This is a genomic window from Moellerella wisconsensis, from assembly GCF_022592395.1.
Classification (GTDB): domain Bacteria; phylum Pseudomonadota; class Gammaproteobacteria; order Enterobacterales; family Enterobacteriaceae; genus Moellerella; species Moellerella wisconsensis.
On the sequence record NZ_CP093243.1, the window covers coordinates 104,382 to 127,242 of the forward strand.

Genomic DNA, 22,861 nt, shown 5'->3' on the forward strand with positions numbered 1-22,861 from the left:
GTGTGTCATGGAAAAATACGAAAGCGTCATCACGGTGGTATTTCAGTTCGTCGGGAAGGTCCCTGCACCCTTCGCCACCAGCAACCTGTTTGCCGAAAACTTACTGAAAGGTGAGAAGTTATGGAATGACCCAGGTACGGCTGGCAACCTGATGCTTCAAAAAATTCTGGCTGAACAGGGCGCGGCTGATCCCGATGATGGCAAGATTCACACCCGAACTGCGGAATTGAAAACGCACAGTGAACGCATGGCCTTCCAGAAGCTGGTGGGTTTGCCTCCGTACAGTGATTTAACTAATGCTGTGGCTATCCTGATCGGCGGGTTAGAGAGGGCAGGGCGGTTGATGAGTGTTAAGACAACGTCCGCGACTCCATTACCCAATGGGGAAACCATCATTTCAACCCGTGATGCTCAGCGCCGTTTATTCTTCATGAACCAGCACGGGATTTGCTTCACGGTAGATAGCCAATTGCTGATCGCCGTCGATAAACTGGAAGACGCAAAATTCTTCGCCACTGAAGAAGATTTGGATGCGGCTGGAGTCGCACGCTGGGGAGAGAACGGCACAGGCCGTTGGCGTGTGCTGGTGGCTCCGATCGGTGAAGAGATTTGCGGTCTCTTCGAGTTCGGTGAAATGACCTCCCTGGGTAAGAGACCGGAAGGGCGGATTAACGAACTGTCGATGTGAGGTAAACTCCATCATGTTTAGAAAGCACCTTTTTTGGTGCTTTTTTCGTTTTTGCTATTCGTCGGTGGAGAGGGTGGGGTGATACTGGTTGCAAGTAAACAAAACAAACACAAAGGGTCACAATGAACAATCATCTTTCTGCTCTGCGAGCAACTGCTCAGGTTCAGCCTGATATCGCAATCCCATCTTCAGGCAAAGTAACAGGCTTCCTGTTCGATGCGTCAAAGATTGGTGGTTTCCGGGGTGAGCACATCGCCGTCTATCCTGCCTGGTCAAAAGCTAACTCACACGGAGTGGCTGGCAATGATGTCCCTCTTAGTGGTGGACGCTCTCTTTTTTCATCCCGACTTCTGGCACTTCAAGCCCTGCGCTCTGAAATTGAGTCACGCTTCGCTACCCAGCTTCAGGCCATTGATAACGTGATCGCTGAGGCGGAGAGTCGCCCGTAATCATCCAACATTTCGCATGCGAAATAATACCCAATAACAGAGCAGGAATAGGCTATGCAAACTCATGAATTAGTCACCAAAGCAGAACAGCTGATCCAACGCAAAGATGGGTCTCAGGCAAAAATCGTTGCTACCGCGATGTTCGGTGCTGGCCTGCATATGTCTGTTGATGTCTTCGTGTTGCGCCGTGACAGCGCAGATCAGAATTGGCAACTGTGCAATGACCGCCCGCATCCAGACTTTAAAACGATGTCTCGTGAGGACTATGTTAAGTTTGGGCGTTCAGAAATGCTGCGAACGGTAACCGCTGGTGAGCTGTTGAAAGTCACTGGGATGATTGGTCAACCCATTGCTAACTACCAATAAACGTCAACCCGAAACGGTGTCGTGAAATCCTTCAAAAAAGCATCTTAAAAGGTGCTTTTTTTATGCCAAATGCTTCGTCAGCCGTTGAGGGCAGGGGATACTGGTTGCAGGTAAACAAACAAACCAATAACAGAGGTCACCATGAAAGTCATTGTCTTCAGTCTGCCGAATTGCCAGCCTTGCCGAATGACCAAAGAGCGCCTTACTGCGAACGGAATTGAATTCGTGGAAGGCAGCATCGAAAAGCATCGTGAGCTGTTTCGTAGCATGGGTTTCAAATCGGCTCCTGTGGTGCTGGTGGAGCCTGATACGGGTATGGCGGTTTCCTGGTCTGGGTACCAGCCTGAATTTATCAAGGCGTTGGTTGAAGGTAAGCCAGAAGGCTATGGCATTACGGGTTATGCCCGGATGCGTATCTCTATCGAAATGCGTGAGCCGGAACTGTTTGCGGCTCCTGGTGAACCGAAGTAGGAAGGGGTAGAACGTGAGCCATCAAACTATCGCAATCCCACCAGCATTAGGTCTGCAACCACCAAGCGGTGCAGATGTCGTTTTGCTGTCGGAGCTGACTGAAGCCCTGCTGGTTGCAGAGATTAATGTCGCTGTGACGCTGGAGCCGATCGCCTGGACTCCGCCTTCTGGCCGCGCGGTGATGTATCGTCAGGATGCAATCGACGCTTTGTTTAAAGCAGGGATCCCAGTTGACGCTGGTGAGGTTTTGTCGGCCACCAGCAATGACACTCAGCCGATCGACGATGCAGAGCTGGAAGCGTTGTTGGATATGCGTGAAGACATGGGTGGCACTGACTCGTTTTACAAGGCGCTGGATGGCGCACTGGATGGCATTTTGTCACGGTTATATGCGGCTGAGCGAAACGCTAAGCATTAACAGCAAATTGGGGTAAAGCATGTTGTATGGGCCAAGTGGTATCTCCAAGTTAGTTTCATCGCAGGTATTCGGGACGGATGGAGGTTCCTTGTCTGTAGCTAACCTGACCATCCTGGGTTTGTTGCTGGTGTTAATGCTGTGGTTTGTCTACCAGATAGTGCGTGACAAAATCATTCCCGTTTGGGTGCGCGTCATGCTGACGCTGTCCGTTTCCTGTATGTGGGTGACCGTTGCCCGCATCCTGTATCGTAATGTTTGAGGGTTGAGCATGTCACCTGTACTGATGAACAGCTATTTTTGCGGTGCCGGGCTGATGGACATTGGCCTGATGAATGCCGGTATTCAGATTGCCCAGTCGTTCGAACTGGACAAAGACGCGGTTAAAACTTATCGCCACAACTTGGGCGACCATATCAAGCACTGCGATATCACGCAGGAGCAAGTGTTGGAGCAGAATGGCTGTCATGGTATGTCGTTCACGTATCCCTGTACGAAATACTCTACCATCGGGGATATTCACGGTACGCGAACCGGTGATGATCTGTTTCTGCATGCTCTGCGTCACCTGGCTGTCGCTCGACCTGAGTTTTACGTGATTGAAAACGTGCCGGGTATGCAAGCTTTCCCGATCGTCATGGAAGCGATGACCAAGCTGGCGGGCTATTTCATTCAGGTATTCTGCCCCGTGAAATCTGAATTATGGGTGCCGCAACGTCGGCATCGCCTGATCATCATCGGAACGCGTCGGCCTTTTGATATCAGACCGCCCGAAAATGCTCGCCTAATCCCCCTTAGTGCGATTTTAGAGGATAACCCGACCGTTCGTATCCCTAAGTCGGTAGAAACGCGCCTACGTGGCGGATATCGCGATGCACCTATCATTAGCGACCCGGCAAAGGGTGATATTGCACCGACCTGCGTTGCGCATTACTCCCGCGACCGCTCAACACGGCTCGTGGTCGATAAACGCTTCCCGTTAGGTGTGCGTCCGTACTCGGTGCGTGAATACGCACGTTTGCAGGGTGTGCCTGACTGGTTTGAGTTCCCAGTGTGCGATACCTCAGCGTATAAGCAAATCGGGAACGGGGTGAGCACATACGTCGGCGAATGGGTGGGCAATGAAATGATCCGCTACATGGCGCAGGTGCGTGACAAGTTATCCAGGGGTATCTATCGACCGGGGAGGCTGCTTCAGTAATGAAAAGCTATGACCTGAAGTTCTATCGTGAATTACGTGCTGATGGCTATGTCGCTATCGCGGCGCTGTATTATGCCCGCAAAGCAAATTACGGGTACTGAAATCCACCATACACTGGAAAAACAAAGCCATGACTACTGAGCAGAAACCGTCGCTCGCTACCGGCGCACCTCTGAACGCAGAAACCTGGGCAGACTTTGTGTCCCGCCTGAAATATCACTGTGTCGGCAAAGGCGTTGATGAGCACTGCACCGCCGACCCGTTATTCGTCGTTCAAAAGAAACGCCTGATCACGGGTCTGGATATGGACTACATCGAAGACTGGCTGGTGGCCGTGGACGATGCTCGCTGGTTTAGCCCTCAGGAATACTGGGATGACCTGGATTCAGAAGAGCGGGAAGCGCTTAATCAAAAATGCCAGACCGAGTACCGGGCTGATTTTCTGTCTATTCGCCTCGATCAGCAATGGGATGTGCTCGGCGAGTTACCTGACCACACGGTAACTGGGTACGTCTGGGAGTGGGAGTACGTCAACGCGCACTTCACTCGCGAAGCGGCGGACGCCTTCATTCAACGCAAAAAGCACGACTACACCAAGTTGGAAATCTTCGTCGATTCGCAGTATTGGGCGAAGGAGTTCAACACCATCCGCGACGCCATTTTGACTGGCAAACTGGTATATCAGGAGAAGAAAGATGACAGCAATTGAGATCCAAGGCCTGCTGGACGGCAAATGCATCCCACGCGATATGCGGGTCAACGAAACGCTGGTCAATTACCTGGCGCGTAGACTGGCTGAAGGTGAGCGACTGCGCACTGAGAACATCCAGCTGGTGGAAGAGCTCAAACGCGTGACCGACGGTTTGGAGTTCTTCTCGTACAGCACCGACGGCGGTTACGATGAGCACAACAGCGCTGAAAAAGCCCGGCAGACCGCAGAAGACCACATCGACTACTACCGGGGAGAGGCCTGTGACGGCTGGTCTGATGAAACTGATCAGGTGGTATGGGGTATCGTCGTGCAACGCGCCTGTCAAACCGAACTGCGCGATGTAGGTCCAGAGGACAGCGTAGGTAGTCACATTTCTCAGATCTGTGACTACGCTCTGATGCCATCGCTGGAAAACAGCCCAACCAAAGGCTATATCCCGACGTCTGAGGTGGAACAACTGGTTGCTGAAGGCAAGATGATGAAAGATGCCCACGCAGCCATCCTTGAGCACATAGACGTGACGAACAAGGGGTCTGCGGGCACTGCGGCCATGATCGCCAACGACGCACTCCACAATACAGACTGCCCGGCAATTGAGCGTGGCCTGCGGAAAATCAAGAAAGATGCTGTCGTTGCAGCGGCTAACCTGACCGGGGAAATCGCGCAGAAGATGACGAGCGAAAGTAAGCAAGAGCTGGTCAAAGCGGTTGGCCGTCGCATTCTGGTGCTGGCGGAGCACGTTGGGAGTGGGGAATGACCCAGCTGAAGGCGAAGCTACGCCGGATTCTTGACGGCGATGATATGGACTGCGTTCGCGACCGTACTGGTAAAAGCGATGACTACTGCGAAGGTTTCGTGGATGGCATGAACGATGCGCTGAGCCAATTGGCTGAAGGTGTTGCACCTTTGCTGACTGAGGCTGAAATCACCGGACTGGAGAGCTTTGTTGCTCGCATGTACCAGCGGGCTAATCAGCTGGTGGATGACGGGCTGAGCACCGCCCTGATTAACCAGGCGCGTTCTGCGGCGGTATTGGCCGAGCAGATGATCACCGAACTGAAAGGTGAAGGTGCTCCGTCATAACAAAGTCCAAAGCCGTGACCTGAAAAGCAATAGGGGCGCAAGCCCCTTTTGCATTGTACTCGTATAAATAAAAACACTTGTAGAAGTATTTGGCGCAGCTATTTAGGTTAAGGGAATATACGACCTTGTTGGATCTTAAACCTTTCTGTATAACAATGCATCATCAGATCTCTATGTGTTTGATAGGGCTCTCCTGCATTTTTACTTACCAAGGCAATATCCTTAAATGATGTTCCATTTAAAAAACCATCATCTAATCGTGATGAAAAATTAATGAATTTAGCAATATATTTATATTCATATGATTGTTGTATTTCTGCCTTTGCCAGACACTCAATATATTCACCACAACCATTTAAAAACTCTTCCTTCTCCGATTCATTAAAATCAGGAAACATATCAAAATCCACTTTCCAATCGCCATATATTCGAATCTGATTCCAAGAATGATGTTCCATTCCATGAGCCATTAGGAAAAATTTAAATGAATCTGTGAATGTTGATGCTGGAAGGACATAATATTCAAGGTCCTCATGGATCGTTATTTCAACAAACTCATTATATTCACTATCAGGTACAATTATGAATGCTATATCTTCAAAATCAAATTTAACGTTTTTGTTTATACGCCATTCTTTTTCCCAACGCATATCATAACTAGGCCCGTAAGCCTCTAATGTAAAGGGCTCGTTAAAAACTAATCGACGAATAGAAATTTTATCTTCTTCATTGATGTACCTAACGGGCCTCATTCCCAATGATTGAAGAAAATCATGATAGAAAACAATTCCATACTCAGAGCTTCTAGCCTTAAAGTGTTGAGCCACTTCCCCTTGGGTACAATGCGCGAAACTTACAGACTTTATCTCATGAGGAAAGTCCTTTCCCTTTTTAAATTTGTTAGCGTAAAAGCCCTTTGGATTTGCAGTTAGTTCTTTTTCTCTCAGTAGGCTTAAGAATCTTTCTTTAGCAGATAAATCAACAATATCCTTAAACACTCGTTCTGAACCAACGCCCTTCTCATACCTACAAGAGGGATCACTAACTACATGTAAAAAAAATTCAACTTGATAGTCACGGTAACGTTCTAAAATCCCTTCGAACGTTTCTATTTTAGGTTCGAAAAGATGCTTCTCTACAAAAGATATCTTACCGTCATTAATAGTGATCATGTTATTTCCAATAAATTTAAACTCTAGAGACTATGCAGATAGACACAAGCTTCATGTTTTGACAAAAGCTGCCACCTTGTACATCTTGTGTTGGTTCATTGTGGTCTATCAAATAAGACTTTGTTTTTAGTTATGCAATATTAGACCATATTTAAGTTTATGTACGTTTCTAATTCATAAGATAACCGGCTTCTTTGGAAGATGATTTCACTATATTTTCTACAGCTAGCCTAAAAGAAAAAGGAATTTTATCGGTTATTGAAAAATGTACCCAGTAGCAAAGGTGTGATGCCCAAGTATCGCCGTTTTGTCGAGGTTCATGATCAACACTGAACTCCGTAATTTCTCGTCCATCATATTCCCAGCTTTCATCAGCTTCGCAATAAGACAAGTATAACTCCTTGAGATCATCAAAAAGTGTCCCTTCTGAGATGGTTCCCCATTCTTTAACGCTTTCCCTGTGAACCATGAAGTGTCGTATAGCCGCTTTTTTAGATGGGTATTCTTGCCTGCCAAACTTCACCTGAACTGCTCTTCCCATGATGACTACCTAATTCAGTTAACCCTAGTTTTAATGAGTGTATCAGGAATCAAATGAAGCAAAAAATTGAAGATGCCTTCGTCAGCTGAAAGGGTGGGGTGATACTGGTTCCACGGCACGCAGCACCGCCACGCAATCCATCAATAATTTATGCGCCACCAGCGCGATAAGGATCAGCCATGAAAAACGAACTTTTGGAAGTTGTCATCGCAATGCGCGACTACATCGATGCGTTGCCGTCTGATGTTGTGTCGTGTTTGCCTGCTATGCCAGGGTTCGACCGCGATTGGGCTGATGAAGTGATTGACTCGGCGCAGCGCGCTGAAAAGAATCAAACCACTCCAGTTCCCGGCGCTAAAGCATTTCGTGAACAGATCGTGAAATATGTCGGCGGTCTGGGTAGCTCGGTGATTGCACCGTCCGTGGTGGAAACCATTTTGAAAGCGGCACGGCTTTCTGAAGCCAGAGATGCAAACGTATGAAAGCCTTATCCATCCGTCAGCCGTGGGCATGGCTAATCACCAATGGTCACAAGGATATCGAAAACCGCAGCTGGAACACCCACCAGCGCGGGCCGGTTCTCATTCATGCGAGCGCTAAGCTGGCTAGCAAGGACGACATGGAAGCGGCAAGGGCTATTCTGCGCGCCAAATACGGTAACGCCACCATGCTACCTGAGCGCAAACACTTGTCCTACGGGGCTGTTGTCGGTACTGCCACCATCACAGGCTGCGTTGATGAGAGTTCTTCACCGTGGTTCTTCGGGCCTAAAGGCTTCACGCTGGTGGATGCTAAACCGCTGAAGCCGGTACCTTTGCGGGGCCGCCTGAGCTTCTTTGAGACGGGTCTTCGTGTTCATCGGGTGTTTAATCTATTGGTGCCTGAAGGTCATACAGATGACACCGAAACAAAGGCGGTGAGCTAATGAGTCGCTTTTTGACCGTCACACTCCTGGAAGATGCCAACGAAGAGCATGTTTATCTCCCTGCGGGTGAATTAGACGCTGGTGGATACACAACCTTGTGTGGCCTTGATGGCGGCCTGAGTGACACGGCGATGGAAACCAAGCCCACACCTCGTGGCGCAAAAGTTAACTGTCCGAATTGCTGGGCGATATTCAAGACTTGCCGTTCGTATCGGGCAACCGACTTCGACCCGGCTGTAAAACAGGAGTAATACCCGATGCGGGAAAAAGACATCGTTCATGAAAACGGTAAATTCTGGGTGTTGCGCGATAAAGACGCTTACTGCGTGATGAAGTCCGGTGTAACCCACTCGGTGGGGGATAGTGCTTATGCCCTGACTAAAGACGGTTTGAGCATTGCGATCGCGCGCTGCGACTATCTGGCGGGTCGCGCTGAATCCACTGAACTGGAGGGTTTCGCCAAAAATCTTCATTTCTACATGACTGAGGCCTCAGCCTGGCTGTTGAAAGAGCGCCGCGAATACATCCAGCGCGTGATCGTTAAAAAGCTGGTGGTCGGTCTGGCCGACATGGCGAAGTGGTCGCCTGAGTGCGCCGAAGAGCCGGATTCGGTCGAACTGAAGCAGATGTATACCGAAGGTCTGGCCTTCTTCACTGAAAAAGGGTTTACCGCTCATGGGCAGAATTGACAAATACCGGCTGGAAGAGCTGCGTCGTCTTCAGGACGAAAAAGGTGAGCTCGCGCGTTGGGTTATCCAGCTTCAGGCAGATCTGGACACTTCACGCCGTGAAAAGGCCTCTGTAGAGGCGAAGCTGTACCGGGCAACCGCTCCATCAGTACTGGCTATTCCTGTAGGGATGACGCTGGTGCCGAAAAAACCAACTGATGAACAGCTGCGGGCTATTTTGGCTGTCCAATGGCCTGTAACTTACCGCGAATGCCTGCGCCACCCGGATAATGGGCCTAATGCGGCGATGAAAACGGAGAAGGAAATTGATGTCGCCACCCGTCAGTACTCTGCCGCGATAAGTGCAGCGCCGGAAGTTGCTGGTGCTGTACCAGAAGGGGGGCGGAAGTGAAAAAGCTTCGCTACTGCGCCAAGAAATGGCGTGATCTGCAACCCGGTGATGTTGTGGTGCTCTATAGCTTTAAAGTGCCGTTTCATTACGTCATTCTGGGCCCCCCCCGCAAACATGCCTATGTGTGTGACAACATCGTCTACGACACACGCAAGGCGGAAGATGTCGTGATTGAGCGGGAAGTTGATGCTCATCCGGACGATGATGTCTTCGTCTTAGATCCGGCGCACCATGCTGGGATTGTTTCGAACATGACCAAAGAAGCGCGCTGGGCAGAAATTCATGCCGAGTACGAACAGGAAAGCCAGGCGGAGAATACCGACGATGAAATTAACTGAAACCAAGGTGCTGAGCCTCGAAATCAGCGAACTGCGAGACTTTGACCCAATCCGTGTCATGACTGAAAACTACGGGCCGGGGCGAGGTCGCATTACGGTTACCTGCGAGGGCAAGGCGTGGACCTCTGCCTGGTACGCCATGAGTGATCGCTCCGTGGAGCAGTTTTTTTGTGACTGTGGTAACGACTACCTGATCAGCAACATGGCCGGTAACGTGAGCAGTGAAATCGACAGTGACAATGAAGCGAACATGCGCTTCATGTTCAGCGAAGTGTTGCGCCTGCGCCGGGAAGGGGAATTATCCAAAGACCAAGCCCGTATGTGCTGGGAGGAAATCGACGGTTCTGACGATATCAAAAGCACGGTCTGTGGTTATGCTTCAGTGATCAGTGAGGTGCCATACTTCAGCACCGAGCCGTGGTACCTGCCGTGGCCGTCCGTACCGAACCCAGCCTTTATCCGTCTGAACAACATGTTTGATATTGTTCGGGCTGCACTGCAACAACACCTGGCTTCTGCCAGCCCAAAAGAGGAAGCGGTAGCATGACTGAGCGTGAACAGTTCGCGCAAGAAAATGGCATGTCGATGGACTTTGTGAATTGGTTCTTCGACCACAAGAAAGAGGGGTGTGGGAATGTTTGGTTCATGATGGCTGCGGCGATGTGGGAAGGGTGGAAGGGTTTGGCGAGCCAGGAACCGAAACCACTACAAGTCACGGACGGGATGGCACTCGATTTTCACCACGCGCTGACTGACGGCAGTATTGGCAACGACGAGCTGGAAGAAATCAAAGTGGGTCTGCGAGCCGCCCTGTGCAACATAACTACCTCTCCAGAACAAACCGTGCAAGAAGATGGAAAACAACTCGGCCCCAAGGCCTGGGAACAGCTGACGGAACTTATCAACGCTCCTGCTGCACCATCGGATACACTCAAGCAGCTAATGAGCAGGCCGCGCCACTCCAGCTGATCTGAATCGAGAGCCCGGCTTATGTCGGGTTTTTTTGTCCCCCACAACATCTACCGCATAATAAAAACACCTTTTTTATCTGCGAGACACTTCAATGACTACCTTCACTTGGAAGCCCAGCGACAGTAAGTGGAACCAAGGCGAGCAACTGTACCTCGGGAAATTCAAAGTTGCTTCGGTTTACTACGATGCAACTCAGGGCCGTGGCAAGGATCCCTATGCTACTCGTTGCAGTTTGCCGGGCATTAAAGGCAATCTCGGGCACTATCCGGATATGGTTTCTGCCAAGGACGCTGTGAGCAATGCCGTGAACTACTGGCTTAATCGGGCGGGATTGCAGGTAACCCAAGCAGAAGGCGCTAAGCCATAAAACATAGGCAGTGTATTGCTGCCAAAGCGGGAGTTTACAATGACCTCGAAATTATGCGCTAAGCCTCCCAAGGGGTTTGGCCTGGCAGTGTTGGTGTTGATCACCTGCATCACGATTTTCCTAACCATCGCATTTGGGTGGCTTATCATCGAAATGTTCGACTGGTTCAACATGTTTCCATATCAGCATCGCGGAATCGACTGTGTATGGATACCTGAGCCTGGCTGTTTAACGATTTTCAGTAAGCCTACAGCACTCATCCCATTATTCGTATTTGGGGTTCTGGGCTATCTGGCTTTGGTGCTCATAACCGGAATTATTTTTGCTGCGTTCGAATCAATGACCGCTCTATCAAAAACCATCTGTGGTCTGGCCGAAAAGCTGGACGAAGCAGGCGCACGCTTGCTGTCAACGTGGTTTAAAAAGTAGGTTCACAAACAATAATCAAGCCCGGCGATGTCCGGGCTTTTTTTTGTCAGCGGTCAAGCGGGGGGATAATAAGCGCAAGACCTATCATCACTGATATTTTCAGCCCCAGAGTAAGGAGCTCATTATGAACCAAGAACTTATCGAAAAGCTGAAGCGCCTGGCGGAGGCCTGCCCGGTTAAATCATTCCAAGCATCCTGGAGCAATAAGCCGTTTCCGGAAACTAGCTATCAAATGCTATTCAGCGGCGATGACGAAGATGACCGCTGCCTGATTGATGATCCCGGCTTTGAAAATACAGTGCTGAACCGCCACGAACGAAGCGCACTAATCCAATATCTGGGTGCGGTGGGGCCAAGCGTTATTCTTCAGCTTCTCCAGCTGGTGGAAGAGTCCGCCATTTCTCGTAATGATGACCTCTCTGAAATGGAGGGTCTGGCACGACAAGCGACCGAAGGGCCGTGGCGCTATGACCCGCGTGTAACCACAATCGAATTCGGCGAGCCGGATCGGGTTGACGACTATGACGCGGAAGATGCCGGAATCATCACCTGCATGGTGAGCGGGGAAATTAAAGGTGATGTTGAAGGCGTTCAGCGTAACAAAAATGGCAAGTATATCGCTGCCGTACACCCGCAAGCCGTTATTGGTCTCATCCAGCGAGTGCGCAAAGCTGAGGGCCGGAAATGACCACTCTCAATAGTGTCGAGCAGCTAATCACTGAAGCTGAAGCCTCTGTTTTATGTGAGGTCTATAACTTCCTGGAGAACCACCAGCGGTATCCGCTCGTTTCGGAACTGTCTGGTCAAAGCAACGATACGCAACCATCGGCTGAAATCCTGAAGTTAGAGCAGCGGGGGATCTTGTCGCTTTCGTACTCCCGCCGAGTACTCACCAAGAATAATCAGCGGTTTGTGTGCATCGCCAAGAATAACGGTTGCGCCCATTTGCGCTTCCCGTCACTGAAGTTCAAAAGCCGGAATCACTACAAGCCTCTTACTAAGAAGCAGGCAGAGCTACTCCAGTACGTCTACAACTACATCACGAAGTACGGCCACAGCCCATCACAACGCGAAATGTACAAGTCTTCTGGGGAATGGGCATTCGGTATCCTGCTCGATAAGGGGATTATCTACCAGACTGATACAAGCCTATATCAGTCCGATGTTTCTCGGCGGGGTATCCGCGTATCGCCAGGGTTCGGTATGGACCAGTTGTCCGGGCAACCGGATATTCTTCCACGCACCCTGATGCTGTACGAAGCGATTTGCGCAGAGCTAAAGACAACGACGCTGGGCTACGTTACCAAGAACAGTATGCTTAAGCTGGTGCTCCAAAAAGACATTTGGCGATCATTGAATGAGCTGCAAAGTATTGGGTATATCCGCATGGTCAAAAAATCTGGTCGTAGCGGCTACAGCCACATCTATCTGGGTCCGCAGAAACCTGAGTTAATCAGCGACCCTGAACATGCGCCGCTCATGACGCGCTGCGTGAACTGAAATTTCTTTACCCATTTTTTAAGGCAAAAATCATGCAAAAAGAGAACGCGGTTTCGAAATTGAAAGAAGCTATCGAGCTGGCACTCCCGATTTATCGCGCTGGTGGGACTACGCGAGCCTGGGCGAGCACTGCCACCCCTATGCAGGTAGCTGAAGCCTTAGCAGAATTGGAAGCAAAGGCGGAACGTTACAACGCCATGTTGACTGAGGCGCTGGAATCACTCAGAGGCGCAGAATCTCGGGCTGCGGTTATGGATGCAGGAGCTGCCACGCCGTTTATGTGGGGATTGATGACCGCTGAGGGCCTGCCGTTCTATGACGAATGCTGTGTCGGTGAAGAAGCTGTGGTGCAGGAAGTGGCAACAACCTACAACAGCATGGCCGATGACGCTGATCACGTCACGCCTGTGAAGTTGTTCCTCCGCCAAGCCGAACCAACTGCATTCATTTCCGAAAGCGGACTCAAACTTCTTGGGGCTGGTATAGGAGTGACAATCTACCCTGAGCCACAGTTAGCCGCTGAAGAACACCAGGAAACGTTGCCATTATTCCTCGGCCAGCCAGAGTAAATTCGTCCCCTGTCTCAACCGCTTGATAATTTATATTCCGATTACTGACAACAGAAGAGGGCAAGATGAATGTCAGCATACCCATGTTAAACCAGGTGATTGCCGAATATGGCAAAAGCCACGTAGCGCATCAGATGGCTACCCAGTTACTGGATATCCTTTGCGCTGAACCGTCCATGTTTAGTATTACCTGCAACGGCAAAGTCGAAGAGATCGGCGGGAACACTCAGGCCTTTACAGCTGAAGAGTGTGAGCGTGAGCTTAAACGCTGGTCTGAAGGCGTTGACGAAACGATGGACGATTACGCCGTCACTCCGCTTTTCGCTATCTGTGATAGCTCTGAGGCTGTATTTGGCGCTCTGCATAAGCAATTGCAAGAAGCGCTGACCAGTAGTGGCAACTGGAAACGGAATTACGAGAGCTCCCAGGCGCAGGTAAGCCAGTTACTTCAGCATGAAAGTGAAAAGGAAAACACGCTGGCAGAACGCGCCAAAGAGCTGGAGCGCCGGGAAAAAGCCGTTGAGCTCCAGGAGAAGTCCCTCTATCACGAGCGGGAGCTCATCCGAAACGAACGGAAAACCCATGAAAACACGATCCGCGACCTTCAAAATCGACTCGCCAAACAAGGTGGTGAAAATGCAGGAAATTAAGCCGGGGCAAATCTGGGAAGAGGTTGACCCTCGTTATACGCCGTTGCGCCAGATCGAGGTGCTGGAAGTCGTGTCTGTAACTGGGCCGAAAGGCATTCGCATCCGGAGCCCAAGCGGTAGGGTTGTTTGGGCAAGCGCCGAACGCTTCAGCGGTAAGCGCGGTGGTTATCGTCTGGCTGCGGACCAGCCTGCCAGTGAACTTCAATAGGGGACAAAAGAGCATGTCATCGAACGAGCTTAAAAAAGAAAAGCATATCTGGTTCGGCGTTATGGTGATCTGTGCAGTTTTCACTGTGCTGGAGACGGTCAGTGCGGTGCTTCACGACAGATCGGTTCTGGAGTATGTCCTATGCGGTGTGCCCGCTGGCGTCCTCTGTTTTTCAACCTATAAAAGACTGATGAAATTCGCCGTGGTCAGGCAATATCAAGGCATCGTTTTGCTTACCACGGTTCTCGCGAGCTTACCTATCGTTTTTATCTATTCCTATGTAGGGGAGCCAGTATCTTACTCCAACCGTTCTTACTTCCCGCTGATCATCTTCATCGCCGGGTTTGTCATGTGTGGCATATCGTCGCTCTATGTCAGTACCGGCAAGTCGATTCTCAATCCTGAATCGAACTAACCAGCCCACCAGCCCGATCGCTATTGTCGGGCTGGCTCAATCAACACGGCTTCCCTGTCTATCTGGCCGGGTTCGCACCTCGCTAAAACCACCAGCAAACTCTGGGGCTGAAATGCCCCTTTTTTTTCGCCCAAATTCTTCGTCAGTCGAAAGGGTAGGGTGATACTGAAAGTCCTGAGTAACACCTTCTCCAAAGACAATAACCACTGAGGATCTGTATATGCTAAAAAAAATGCTCGTTGGCTCTATCTTCATGCTCGCTGCAACTTCGGCAACTGCGTATGACGGCGTGATCCGTTTCGTGGGCGAAATCGTTGAACCGGCTCACCTGGTAACGGCAAAGGGCAAACCTGTCGAAAACGTGGCCGAACGACTGCAAAGTGTTGAAGAAGAGACCACCTACTCCAAGGTGGATAAAACGCAGGTCGTCGGTAAGACCATCATCTACACCTGGCGCTGATAATCTCAGCGAAAAAAACCGTTAAAGGCTCGACATTGTCGGGCTTTTTTTTCGTCACGGAAATGACCTGCCAGATAATGAAGACTCAATCCATCCATAGGGGGTAACAGTGGCAAGCGAAGAAATCCGAGAGGTTACACGCATTGGTCGCGCTGATGGGCAATGGGGCTGTAAGTGCCCTCATTGTGACCGGTCTATGTTTTTTTCTGAGGACACCATCGAAGAGGTGAGAGGGAGCCAGTACCAACATACTGCACGCTTATCCATCATCTCTGAGCAGCGTTGCAACGGCTGGCTGGAGGTTTCAACCACAGCCAAATATTCACGCATCATGTTTGATCAAGGGGAAGAGTGATGCTTTCAGTAGAACGCATGGATGAGATTGCCCGCCTGGCTATCCACCTCAATCAAATCAAAGGCTGTGCTGCTGTTACCAGTAGCGGTGAGACCATCATGCACCATACGCTGGTGGAACAAATCACCTCGGCCTTACACGACCTGACGTCTCAATTGCAGAATGCCACTGTGTATGCGCCTGGCCCAACTGACGAACGTAAAGCTTTCGAAGATTGGCTGGCTGTTGACTATTCCGCAGACCAAAGTGGAGCTATCTCTGATGAAGAAGAGAAGGCCTACATTGCTGGTATATGGCACGTATGGCAGGCGCGAGCCGCACTATCGAAAATCAGACCATCTTCACCTGTTTTGCATCCTGCGATCCCGGCGTTCGCAGTGCCGGAAGGTTTCTTGCTTGCCCCTAAGCAACTGACTGAAGAGATTGGGTTTGCCGTGATGGCAGGCGTCCATCCTGACGATTACGCGGCGATGATGGCGCAGGCTCCTCGTATTAACGTGGAATGTGAACACGTTGGCTATGTCACGAATGACCGACGTATGCTCATCTTCAAAGACAGCCCGAATATGCTGCCGGAAGATACCTCTGGCCTGGATAAGCTGGTGGTATTAAAAGCGGCTTTGCCTGCGCCACAATACAAAGCCATGCCCCGCGAAATGACAGACGATATCGGCGAAGCTATCGCGAAGGAAGCGCGTTGCTGCGGTGGGATCGCGTTATGCATCTACGAAGCTGCCCTGGGGGCGGAACCAGAAGGTAAACCCGATGAATCATGAAGTGATGGGTGAAGAACAGCTGATCGACATCTGTAAATACGAACCGGAAAACTCTCCGCTGCGTATCATTGCCGAAGAGGTGCTGGCTCGCCGCAAGGACGACAGAGAAACTTCGCCGGAAAGCGTCGTGTTGCTTTGGGACCGTGTCAATGACATGGATAAAGAGCAGGTGCTGGAAATGCTGAGTATGGTCTGTCGCAAATACACCAAACTGCATGGCCGGTATTGTGATGCTCTTCAGCGTGCTGGCGAACTGTCCGTTAAGCTGGTAGCTCTACAGGGGGAAACCGATGAGTGAAGCCAGTGATAAGGCCGAACTGCACCGGCAGCTAGTCCGTCTGGGTGACATGATGGGGGATGGTCTCCATCATGAGCCTGACGGTAAGTGGATCAGTAAGGAGTATCGCCGCGTAGCCAAAGCGCTAGGGTACAACATGCCAGCGGTGAAGCGACAACCTGCCCCTGCGCGTGAGCAGCGAGCAGAGGCTATTAACCAGCGAATGCAGGAACGAATCAGGGATGTACCATGCCAAAAATGCGGGGGACCACTGAAACAGGTTCGTTCCGGCTCAATGAAAGCTAATTGTGAGCCGTGTGGTTTGCGATACACATTGCTTACAATGCAGCGCAAGAAAAGGGCTTAAATCATGTGGGTAGTCTATACGCTATTTTGGGCTTTGCTGGGTATCGGCCTGGAGCGTGAGGGCTTCATCAGTGGCATCCGAGACAATATCTGGAGCTGGAAGCGCGTATTCTTGGGATCGGCATCGACAAGTGCTTACTTATTAGTGATGTTCAACTTCAATGATGACGTTGCCATACTGGAGCAGATTGGCATCTTCGCGGGTTGCTGTTTGTTTGGTGTGCTGCCTTGTGCGCTCGTCTTCAAGGTGTTTTTGTCAAAGAAAAAATAATAGAAGTTTTCATGCAGCCCCGAAATCCGGGGCTTTTATCTTCCATTTCGTCAATTCAAGGATCCGTCAGTTAGATGATTCCCCACTTACGAGTTAGCGCGTTGTAAGCTTCAGCGGTGGATTTAACTAATTTTGCATCTTTTTGTTCGTTCGCCTGCGCGTGTTCCTCTCGCAACCGGTCTGTCTCTCGCATAAACAGAACAAATTCAGCGGGTGTCTTTTTCCGGTTTTGTATCCATATCTTAGCTAACCGCAATATGTTATTTGGACGGCAGCACAGGCGTGCTTCCTCTTCAGTCATCTTCAAAATTAACTCGGAGCATATTACCTCTGCCCATTTAACTTGCTTGTGAGTACCGCTTATCCATATTTCGTCACCGCCGATAGAGCCTCTACAATCAAGGTATTCATTCCTGTCAAAATGGCATCAATATGCTTTTTCCCTTTTCATAAATGGCGTATCAGGCTTTATTTGCATGTGGATGTTCGCCATCTTGTTCATCATCTGGACCTGTCTATAAGGAACTACTATGCATGAAGCTATCAAGCAAGGTGCCGGAACCATAACGACCAGGGACCTGTACTTTCGCTATACCGCCTATACCGGACGTCGTCATACAGTCAAAGTGGCCGCATTCAACTTTGACGGTGGCGCATACGTTCAGGATTTCCCCAGCGTGACGATCCCCGCCGGGAAGATAAGAGTGCTCCGGTGTACATGCGGTGCCAATAACTGGACTGACGACGGTCGCTACGTCAATGACTACTGCTGCGGTTCGTGCGGGGCATACGTGACGATTTGCGTTGGGAAATGAGGCGCTTTCGGAGCCCTACATTGTTTTTGAAAATACCCAGCCGCTGAGCCTTCGTCAGCCGTTAGGAGCGATGGAAACTAGTTGTACAAGTTATGAAAACTAACACGCAATTAGGAGTCATCATGAAAGCTCAAGCTATTCGTAACCGTTCATTTGATGCCATTAAAGCCCGCGCAGCAAGCGTCATCAATGCAGTAATTATGCATGAGGCCACCAGCGCTGTTCTCTTCGCCCTGATGGTGTTCGGTCTCGTGTATTGTGGCGTGCTGTTCGGTATCCAGCCACTGAAGTAATCCAAATCCCAAGGGGTCGCTGATAATCACCCGACCATTACCGCCAGCATAGAGCACTGGCGGTGTTTAGCTCCCACTCAGGGGGCTTTTTTTTTGCGTTTAATTCCACCCTCAGGGTTAGGGTCAGGCTTGCGCAAAAATCGTACATGTGATTTCATTCGCTAACTATCCTTTTCGAATGACTGGCGCGATGACAGATACCACGTTTAAAAAAGCCCTCGCAGCCCTAGAAGAAAAGGGACTCATATTGAGCGAGAGTACTAACCGGATATTCCTCATCCTTCCTGGATATGGCCGCGTGAATGTTGCCGTGCGAAACGCCAAAGGGAAACCCGACACAGCCACGCTCACCGTCAGGTTTGATGGAAGCGTTAGCTGCCGCCTTTCCAATGAACTCCGAGATAACACACCACCTCGCAAGGAATGGTGATCGTACTTCGTTAAGCAGAAACTCCGGGGGATAATGAGTTCTCTATCTACAGGAGGTCATTATGCACAGCGAAGAATTCAAAGATCACGTTCGTAGCTCTCCCGACCCATGCGCCACAATTCAGGCGAATTGTCATCATCGCGTCACCTACAGAAACGCTAGCCAAACCGACGTTATGCATCAGGTTAATGCAGGGTTGGTACGATCGGCTCTGGGAGTTGGGGAAGGGGAGCCATTGACAGTAAAAGCTAACCCAATGGCAACAAAGCGCACCCACAAATAACCCTCAATACCATTCAATAGAACTAAGAGCTCTAACTCGATTGGAGCTCTTTTTATTAGTCAAAAAAGATGTTTTTCTGTTCATTTTGCTTCGTCAGATCTGCGGGTGTGAGATAATTAACTTAGTTAAAAAACACACTCAATCACAGATTTGGAGGGCACAAAATGGCAATCAGCATCAAAAACCTATTCGGTCGTAATCGCAAGGCAAAGGCACATTCAACTAGTTTTGTGTCCGATATCCAGGTCGATTTTGAAGAGGAACAACCGGAGTTCTTCACTCAGGAAGAGCTGGAAGAAATGGAATACGAGCGCCTGGGTATTCGTTTCACAGAGGAAGAAGACATCAGCGCCATTGCTCATCTAGCCGTTACAAACTACTACTACGATGAAGAAGAAGACGACTTCGAGACCGCTCCAGTGCGCCGCTATGGTTGCAGCAGCGAAGTCCAGAAGATGAATGACACTATGTTCCAAATGGTCTATGACCACACGGTAGGTGGTCAGTTGTCAGCTGGTGGCGTTTTCGGTTACGGCTCCATGTAATAACCGATTGTGAAATAAATCAGAGGGGAGCTCAGGCTCTCCTTTTTGTTTTCCTTTGAATCCTTTTCCTGCCAAGCCGCCTTTTCGAATATGCTCCCCAGCCATTGATGAGCGCCTCCGGCGCGATCTCAGCTGGTTACAGAAACCAGCCTATAGGGATGCCACAGCACCCAGGGGAGAGCGCACCGCGAAACCCACGCGTTCGCCGGATAAAATAGGGACTATTATCAGGCGACCAATAACGCCCAAGAAATGGGCTCTGAATAACAGAGGGAAGGGGTTTTAACACCCCATCCCTATGTGCGTTCGAAAATCACCCCCTCGGTATTTTTGGGGGGATTCGGGATAACGGAGCCGCGACCGCCACCAAACATGCCATCTATACGGGCAGAAAAGGCCTTCTGTTTGCTTGCCTTTTTCCTTTTAGTTGAGCCATGAATGAGTGGATATGCTTACGCCAAACTGGTATCCCCCTCAAGCTCGTCACTCACCAAAGAGACTCAAGTCAGCGATTGCTGGCTTTTTTTTGCCTTAAATTTGTTACCGGAAACGAGCCCGTTTTGCGGGGGTTTTTACTGTAATTGCATCCCCCTGATTTTTTATAATTCTCTAAGCGCAATATCGTGCTCAACAAAGGCTGAGAGGCCTTTTTACGTTAACTCTGTGGAGTAGATACATGTCAATCAGGTCTTGGTTGAAAGAGAATAGCAAAAGCAATGGTGCCATTAAAAGCCGCTCAAATCCGGGACGGTCTCATTCATCAAAGCTGGAGAATAAAGTCCTGGTTAATTAACAGCGTTTTTCGTAAGCCTACTTTAGGCCAGCATTCGTTGCTGGCCTTTTTATTGACTGAAATTTCGTCAACTGTTGCTCATGGGACAAACTAGATCTGTGCGGTGAATCCCGCTATGCGCAGGGGTCTTGTATCAAACAGTGATTAACGACAACTCGGTTGTCCCTTTTCAGCATGAAAAGCACTGGGGTTCGGTGAAGGCGAGTCGGCTTGATACACCGATTCACCGGGAGGCACCCGGCACCGCACATCACATTTCAATAACGATGAGGGCAATATGAGCCAGAAAGAATTTGCTGTTGGTGATGAAGTTATCTGGACAAGCCAGGCGCAAGGCTATGAGCGTGAAAAGACTGGAACGGTTGTTGCCGTACTCAAACCTCATGCGCGTTTCACCAACAAACATCAGGAAAGCTTCCCTGATCTGTTCAAGAGCTCTGGCGTGGGTTATCCCCGCGACGAAGTGAGTTATGTTGTCCGCGTCCCTCAAGGGAAAACGGGTAAGGCCAAACCAAAACATTACTGGCCGCGCACATCTGCACTAAAAGCAGCGAAATAAGCAACCATCATCTCTAAAGCAAAGGCCGGATTCACGGCCTTTTTTGTTCCTAATCATACCGGGTATGAATTGAGGGGAAGTATATGCGCCACAAAATTTCACTCAACAGAACCAACAAGGTAATCCTTGGCTTGTTTGTTTTGCTGTTAACAATAATAAATTCTGTTTTTATATATAATTACGCGTTCAAGCAGGTGCTGAAATTAGAGGGCAATGAACGCGAATTTAAGTCCCTGCACGGGGACCGTCTGGATAAAAAACCAGAGCGCGAAATTTGATATTAAATTGCTTTCTCATCGGCTGATTGGTTTAGACCGAGAGTTTACGGCCACCGATGAACGCACGGCAGGGCAGGCGATAGTCAACGTGAATGCCTACCTGTCTGCTGTTAAGGAGACATGTGTTACCAACGGAAGCGATGAGGGAAACGCCGAGTATGTGGCCTGTGCTGGGAACCTGATCGGCCAGCATTTTTATTATTTTTCCGGTGCAGAAACTGCCAGCAATTATGCGCGGCATCGTTCAGGAAGTGAAACCAGCACCTATCTGATGATCGACGCTACAAATCACCTCCCCATATCTGCCTCCGTCGTATTCTCGCCCGGCCATGCCTTCTTTGCCTGGAAAGACAGCTTCGGCGAGTACCAATATTGGGAAACCACGACCAATGATAACTTAGGGAAGTTTGCTGATCTGCGAGACCTCCTGTACGTGAAAAGTCCAGACAGGACCTATTACACGCTGCTTCAGGGGGCGACAATTGAGGACGTATATCAAGCAGAGATTTTTGAGTCCGCCGTCAATAAGCCCGACATTGAGCGACTGTATCAACAGAACTTTGAAAATATGCGCATAGCTGACGTTTACTTCGACCACAAGTCTCGGAATTTTGCGGTGCCGGGTAGCGATGTCAAAATGACGGAGCACGATGCTCGGTACCTACGTTCGCTACTTCAAACCGATATCTCAAGCGTAAATAAGCGTATTGCGTTGGCACGATATTACCTGCATGCCGGAGACCCAAAGGAGGCGCTGTCCATCGTGGGCAACATTAACCCATACGCTTGCTTAAGCGATTGTTATGCTATCTCGGTCGATGCGGGAAAAGCCGCCTATGTCGCGTTAGGGCCGCTGTATCGGTGGTTCGACAGGTATAACCAGGCGCGCGGGTACGCTCCCAGTGCTGGGGACTTACAAAGCACCGTTTTTCTCTCCATCATATTTGTCGTCATGCTTGTCGGTGGCACATTTATCTTGCAATACGCAATTAGAAAATAACGAATGCATGCCCCTAAAGCCTGCCCCGTGCGGGTTTTTCCTTGTGAGGGTATCAATATTTCGCATGCGAAATAGTTTCTATCCCTAGATAAAAATAGTCATAAAAAGATACTTTTTTTTGCGTTTGCCTATTTGTCAGCGGTTGGAGTGGGGTGATACTGGATTCACAAGCGGTAAACAAAACGAATAACACAAACGGAGATCCACCATGTCCCAGCAAATCAGCCAGTCCCGCATCACTCTGACTTCTTTGAAAGTTGCCGCGTTCGCAAGTGAAGAAACTTGGTGCTTTGAAGCTAAAGTTTGTCTTGATGGAAAAGTTATCGCTAATGCCCATAACAGCGGCACGGGTGGTTGTACCTTCATCCTCGCAATGGATGGTCAAGATAAGTTGTTAGAAGAGGCTGAAACCTTCGCTAAATCCTTACCTGATCTGGTGTCCGACTTTAACGACCCGCAAACAGGTACCAACATGCTGTTGAGCGTTGATCTGGAAATGCTGGTGGATTGCATCGTTTCTGATATGCAGGCTGAGAAAAAGCTGCGCACTCGCTTCAAACGTGAGTTCCCAAAAAAGTTGCTGTATGTACAAGGTGACGCCTTATATTCCGTGAAAGGTTTTGATTTAAGCAAAACCAAAGATAAGGCCGTGCTGTTCAAGTCTTGTCGCGATCACAACGGTAAAGACATCGTCATTCTGGCTGAATTGACTGAAGCCAAAGCATGGGAGTTGTATAAGAAAACCATGAGCGGCGAATAAAGCCTTCACAGCCCGCTTCGGCGGGCTTTCTTCGTTAGCTGACCTTTGC

40 protein-coding genes are annotated in these 22,861 nt (G+C 49.7%); 37 read left to right on the forward strand and 3 right to left on the reverse strand.

The features are described from left to right. The first annotated feature begins 7 nt into the window (after positions 1–7). From MNY66_RS16395 to MNY66_RS16440, 10 genes are all read left to right on the forward strand, one after another. Entirely contained in the window at positions 8–688 is a 681-nt protein-coding gene (locus tag MNY66_RS16395) for a hypothetical protein (protein WP_241502010.1), read from the forward strand. Positions 689–810: 122 nt separating this feature from the next. Beyond that, the gene (locus MNY66_RS16400) at positions 811–1,137 is read left to right on the forward strand and encodes a hypothetical protein (protein WP_137022518.1); all 327 of its coding nucleotides are present in this window, start codon (positions 811–813) and stop codon (positions 1,135–1,137) included. A 54-nt stretch (positions 1,138–1,191) separates the two neighbouring features. Further along, on the forward strand, positions 1,192–1,503 hold the full coding sequence (locus MNY66_RS16405; protein WP_175403202.1) for a hypothetical protein: 312 nt from the start codon (positions 1,192–1,194) through the stop codon (positions 1,501–1,503). A gap of 141 nt (positions 1,504–1,644) precedes the next feature. Then, a complete protein-coding gene (locus tag MNY66_RS16410) occupies positions 1,645–1,974 on the forward strand; it encodes a glutaredoxin domain-containing protein (protein WP_137022519.1) in 330 nt (109 codons plus the stop codon). Positions 1,975–1,987: 13 nt separating this feature from the next. Continuing rightward, the gene (locus MNY66_RS16415; protein ID WP_241502011.1) at positions 1,988–2,392 is read left to right on the forward strand and encodes a hypothetical protein; all 405 of its coding nucleotides are present in this window, start codon (positions 1,988–1,990) and stop codon (positions 2,390–2,392) included. A gap of 88 nt (positions 2,393–2,480) precedes the next feature. Next, on the forward strand, positions 2,481–2,651 hold the full coding sequence (locus MNY66_RS16420; RefSeq protein ID WP_175403203.1) for a hypothetical protein: 171 nt from the start codon (positions 2,481–2,483) through the stop codon (positions 2,649–2,651). A gap of 9 nt (positions 2,652–2,660) precedes the next feature. Then, positions 2,661–3,590: a DNA cytosine methyltransferase gene (locus MNY66_RS16425; RefSeq protein WP_241502012.1), complete on the forward strand. Its 930-nt coding sequence runs from the start codon at positions 2,661–2,663 to the stop codon at positions 3,588–3,590. Positions 3,591–3,720: 130 nt separating this feature from the next. Beyond that, positions 3,721–4,299: a hypothetical protein gene (locus MNY66_RS16430; RefSeq protein ID WP_137022522.1), complete on the forward strand. Its 579-nt coding sequence runs from the start codon at positions 3,721–3,723 to the stop codon at positions 4,297–4,299. After that, positions 4,286–5,059, forward strand: a complete 774-nt coding sequence (locus tag MNY66_RS16435; RefSeq protein WP_137022523.1) for a hypothetical protein — start codon at positions 4,286–4,288, stop codon at positions 5,057–5,059. Before MNY66_RS16430 ends, MNY66_RS16435 begins: the two co-directional genes overlap by 14 nt. Then, a complete protein-coding gene (locus tag MNY66_RS16440) occupies positions 5,056–5,385 on the forward strand; it encodes a hypothetical protein (RefSeq protein ID WP_137022524.1) in 330 nt (109 codons plus the stop codon). Before MNY66_RS16435 ends, MNY66_RS16440 begins: the two co-directional genes overlap by 4 nt. Before the next feature lie 107 nt (positions 5,386–5,492). On the opposite strand, the gene MNY66_RS16445 is transcribed toward MNY66_RS16440, so the two are convergent. Further along, on the reverse strand, positions 5,493–6,557 hold the full coding sequence (locus MNY66_RS16445) for a hypothetical protein (protein ID WP_241502013.1): 1,065 nt from the start codon (positions 6,555–6,557) through the stop codon (positions 5,493–5,495). Positions 6,558–6,726: 169 nt separating this feature from the next. Continuing rightward, positions 6,727–7,098 carry a hypothetical protein gene (locus MNY66_RS16450; RefSeq protein ID WP_137022526.1) on the reverse strand — a complete coding sequence of 124 codons (372 nt, stop codon included), beginning with the start codon at positions 7,096–7,098 and terminating at the stop codon, positions 6,727–6,729. Between the two features lie 179 nt (positions 7,099–7,277). Here MNY66_RS16450 and MNY66_RS16455 point away from each other — a divergent pair, with 179 nt between their 5' ends. The 22 genes from MNY66_RS16455 to MNY66_RS16560 all read left to right on the forward strand — a co-directional run bounded on the left by MNY66_RS16455 (position 7,278) and on the right by MNY66_RS16560 (position 17,056). Further along, a complete protein-coding gene (locus MNY66_RS16455; protein WP_137022527.1) occupies positions 7,278–7,580 on the forward strand; it encodes a hypothetical protein in 303 nt (100 codons plus the stop codon). Next, positions 7,577–8,023: an ASCH domain-containing protein gene (locus tag MNY66_RS16460; protein ID WP_241502014.1), complete on the forward strand. Its 447-nt coding sequence runs from the start codon at positions 7,577–7,579 to the stop codon at positions 8,021–8,023. Before MNY66_RS16455 ends, MNY66_RS16460 begins: the two co-directional genes overlap by 4 nt. Further along, on the forward strand, positions 8,023–8,274 hold the full coding sequence (locus MNY66_RS16465) for a hypothetical protein (protein WP_137022529.1): 252 nt from the start codon (positions 8,023–8,025) through the stop codon (positions 8,272–8,274). The genes MNY66_RS16460 and MNY66_RS16465 overlap by 1 nt, the downstream gene beginning before the upstream one ends. A gap of 6 nt (positions 8,275–8,280) precedes the next feature. Beyond that, a complete protein-coding gene (locus tag MNY66_RS16470; protein ID WP_137022530.1) occupies positions 8,281–8,712 on the forward strand; it encodes a hypothetical protein in 432 nt (143 codons plus the stop codon). After that, a complete protein-coding gene (locus MNY66_RS16475; RefSeq protein ID WP_137022531.1) occupies positions 8,699–9,103 on the forward strand; it encodes a hypothetical protein in 405 nt (134 codons plus the stop codon). Before MNY66_RS16470 ends, MNY66_RS16475 begins: the two co-directional genes overlap by 14 nt. Next, positions 9,100–9,441, forward strand: a complete 342-nt coding sequence (locus tag MNY66_RS16480) for a hypothetical protein (protein WP_241502015.1) — start codon at positions 9,100–9,102, stop codon at positions 9,439–9,441. Before MNY66_RS16475 ends, MNY66_RS16480 begins: the two co-directional genes overlap by 4 nt. Beyond that, positions 9,428–9,988 carry a phiTE_072 family protein gene (locus tag MNY66_RS16485; protein WP_137022532.1) on the forward strand — a complete coding sequence of 187 codons (561 nt, stop codon included), beginning with the start codon at positions 9,428–9,430 and terminating at the stop codon, positions 9,986–9,988. The genes MNY66_RS16480 and MNY66_RS16485 overlap by 14 nt, the downstream gene beginning before the upstream one ends. Beyond that, positions 9,985–10,410 carry a hypothetical protein gene (locus MNY66_RS16490; RefSeq protein WP_241502016.1) on the forward strand — a complete coding sequence of 142 codons (426 nt, stop codon included), beginning with the start codon at positions 9,985–9,987 and terminating at the stop codon, positions 10,408–10,410. Before MNY66_RS16485 ends, MNY66_RS16490 begins: the two co-directional genes overlap by 4 nt. 94 nt (positions 10,411–10,504) lie before the next feature. Next, positions 10,505–10,780 carry a hypothetical protein gene (locus MNY66_RS16495; RefSeq protein WP_137022534.1) on the forward strand — a complete coding sequence of 92 codons (276 nt, stop codon included), beginning with the start codon at positions 10,505–10,507 and terminating at the stop codon, positions 10,778–10,780. Between the two features lie 39 nt (positions 10,781–10,819). Next, positions 10,820–11,209, forward strand: a complete 390-nt coding sequence (locus tag MNY66_RS16500; RefSeq protein WP_137022535.1) for a hypothetical protein — start codon at positions 10,820–10,822, stop codon at positions 11,207–11,209. 124 nt (positions 11,210–11,333) lie between these two features. Continuing rightward, entirely contained in the window at positions 11,334–11,897 is a 564-nt protein-coding gene (locus tag MNY66_RS16505; protein ID WP_137022536.1) for a hypothetical protein, read from the forward strand. Then, a complete protein-coding gene (locus MNY66_RS16510; RefSeq protein ID WP_137022537.1) occupies positions 11,894–12,709 on the forward strand; it encodes a LexA family protein in 816 nt (271 codons plus the stop codon). Before MNY66_RS16505 ends, MNY66_RS16510 begins: the two co-directional genes overlap by 4 nt. A 32-nt stretch (positions 12,710–12,741) precedes the next feature. Next, entirely contained in the window at positions 12,742–13,278 is a 537-nt protein-coding gene (locus MNY66_RS16515) for a hypothetical protein (RefSeq protein WP_241502017.1), read from the forward strand. A 65-nt stretch (positions 13,279–13,343) separates the two neighbouring features. Further along, a complete protein-coding gene (locus MNY66_RS16520; RefSeq protein WP_241502018.1) occupies positions 13,344–13,928 on the forward strand; it encodes a hypothetical protein in 585 nt (194 codons plus the stop codon). Next, complete coding sequence (locus MNY66_RS16525) at positions 13,915–14,136, forward strand: hypothetical protein (RefSeq protein ID WP_241502019.1); 222 nt, start codon at positions 13,915–13,917, stop codon at positions 14,134–14,136. The genes MNY66_RS16520 and MNY66_RS16525 overlap by 14 nt, the downstream gene beginning before the upstream one ends. Before the next feature lie 13 nt (positions 14,137–14,149). After that, a complete protein-coding gene (locus tag MNY66_RS16530; RefSeq protein ID WP_137022540.1) occupies positions 14,150–14,551 on the forward strand; it encodes a hypothetical protein in 402 nt (133 codons plus the stop codon). 220 nt (positions 14,552–14,771) lie between these two features. Further along, entirely contained in the window at positions 14,772–15,011 is a 240-nt protein-coding gene (locus MNY66_RS16535) for a hypothetical protein (RefSeq protein WP_137022541.1), read from the forward strand. A 109-nt stretch (positions 15,012–15,120) separates the two neighbouring features. Continuing rightward, a complete protein-coding gene (locus MNY66_RS16540) occupies positions 15,121–15,366 on the forward strand; it encodes a hypothetical protein (protein ID WP_137022542.1) in 246 nt (81 codons plus the stop codon). Next, on the forward strand, positions 15,366–16,142 hold the full coding sequence (locus tag MNY66_RS16545; protein WP_137022543.1) for a hypothetical protein: 777 nt from the start codon (positions 15,366–15,368) through the stop codon (positions 16,140–16,142). The genes MNY66_RS16540 and MNY66_RS16545 overlap by 1 nt, the downstream gene beginning before the upstream one ends. Continuing rightward, positions 16,132–16,440 carry a hypothetical protein gene (locus MNY66_RS16550; RefSeq protein WP_137022544.1) on the forward strand — a complete coding sequence of 103 codons (309 nt, stop codon included), beginning with the start codon at positions 16,132–16,134 and terminating at the stop codon, positions 16,438–16,440. Before MNY66_RS16545 ends, MNY66_RS16550 begins: the two co-directional genes overlap by 11 nt. Then, the gene (locus MNY66_RS16555; protein ID WP_137022545.1) at positions 16,433–16,786 is read left to right on the forward strand and encodes a hypothetical protein; all 354 of its coding nucleotides are present in this window, start codon (positions 16,433–16,435) and stop codon (positions 16,784–16,786) included. The genes MNY66_RS16550 and MNY66_RS16555 overlap by 8 nt, the downstream gene beginning before the upstream one ends. A 3-nt stretch (positions 16,787–16,789) precedes the next feature. Then, positions 16,790–17,056, forward strand: a complete 267-nt coding sequence (locus MNY66_RS16560) for a hypothetical protein (protein ID WP_137022546.1) — start codon at positions 16,790–16,792, stop codon at positions 17,054–17,056. A 70-nt stretch (positions 17,057–17,126) separates the two neighbouring features. Here MNY66_RS16560 and MNY66_RS16565 read toward each other — a convergent pair whose 3' ends face one another. Beyond that, complete coding sequence (locus tag MNY66_RS16565) at positions 17,127–17,363, reverse strand: hypothetical protein (RefSeq protein WP_241502020.1); 237 nt, start codon at positions 17,361–17,363, stop codon at positions 17,127–17,129. Between the two features lie 630 nt (positions 17,364–17,993). Here MNY66_RS16565 and MNY66_RS16570 point away from each other — a divergent pair. The 5 genes from MNY66_RS16570 (at position 17,994) to MNY66_RS16590 (ending at position 22,812) form a co-directional block, all read left to right on the forward strand. After that, positions 17,994–18,164, forward strand: a complete 171-nt coding sequence (locus tag MNY66_RS16570) for a hypothetical protein (RefSeq protein ID WP_175403205.1) — start codon at positions 17,994–17,996, stop codon at positions 18,162–18,164. A gap of 877 nt (positions 18,165–19,041) precedes the next feature. After that, positions 19,042–19,422, forward strand: coding sequence for a hypothetical protein (locus MNY66_RS16575; RefSeq protein WP_241502021.1), 381 nt, complete (start codon positions 19,042–19,044; stop codon positions 19,420–19,422). A 1,070-nt stretch (positions 19,423–20,492) separates the two neighbouring features. Beyond that, on the forward strand, positions 20,493–20,774 hold the full coding sequence (locus MNY66_RS16580; protein ID WP_137022554.1) for a hypothetical protein: 282 nt from the start codon (positions 20,493–20,495) through the stop codon (positions 20,772–20,774). Positions 20,775–20,987: 213 nt separating this feature from the next. After that, positions 20,988–22,052 (forward strand): hypothetical protein, encoded by a 1,065-nt coding sequence (locus MNY66_RS16585; protein ID WP_241502022.1) that lies wholly within the window; start codon positions 20,988–20,990, stop codon positions 22,050–22,052. A 208-nt stretch (positions 22,053–22,260) separates the two neighbouring features. Then, the gene (locus MNY66_RS16590) at positions 22,261–22,812 is read left to right on the forward strand and encodes a hypothetical protein (RefSeq protein ID WP_137022556.1); all 552 of its coding nucleotides are present in this window, start codon (positions 22,261–22,263) and stop codon (positions 22,810–22,812) included. The last annotated feature ends 49 nt before the right edge of the window (positions 22,813–22,861 follow it).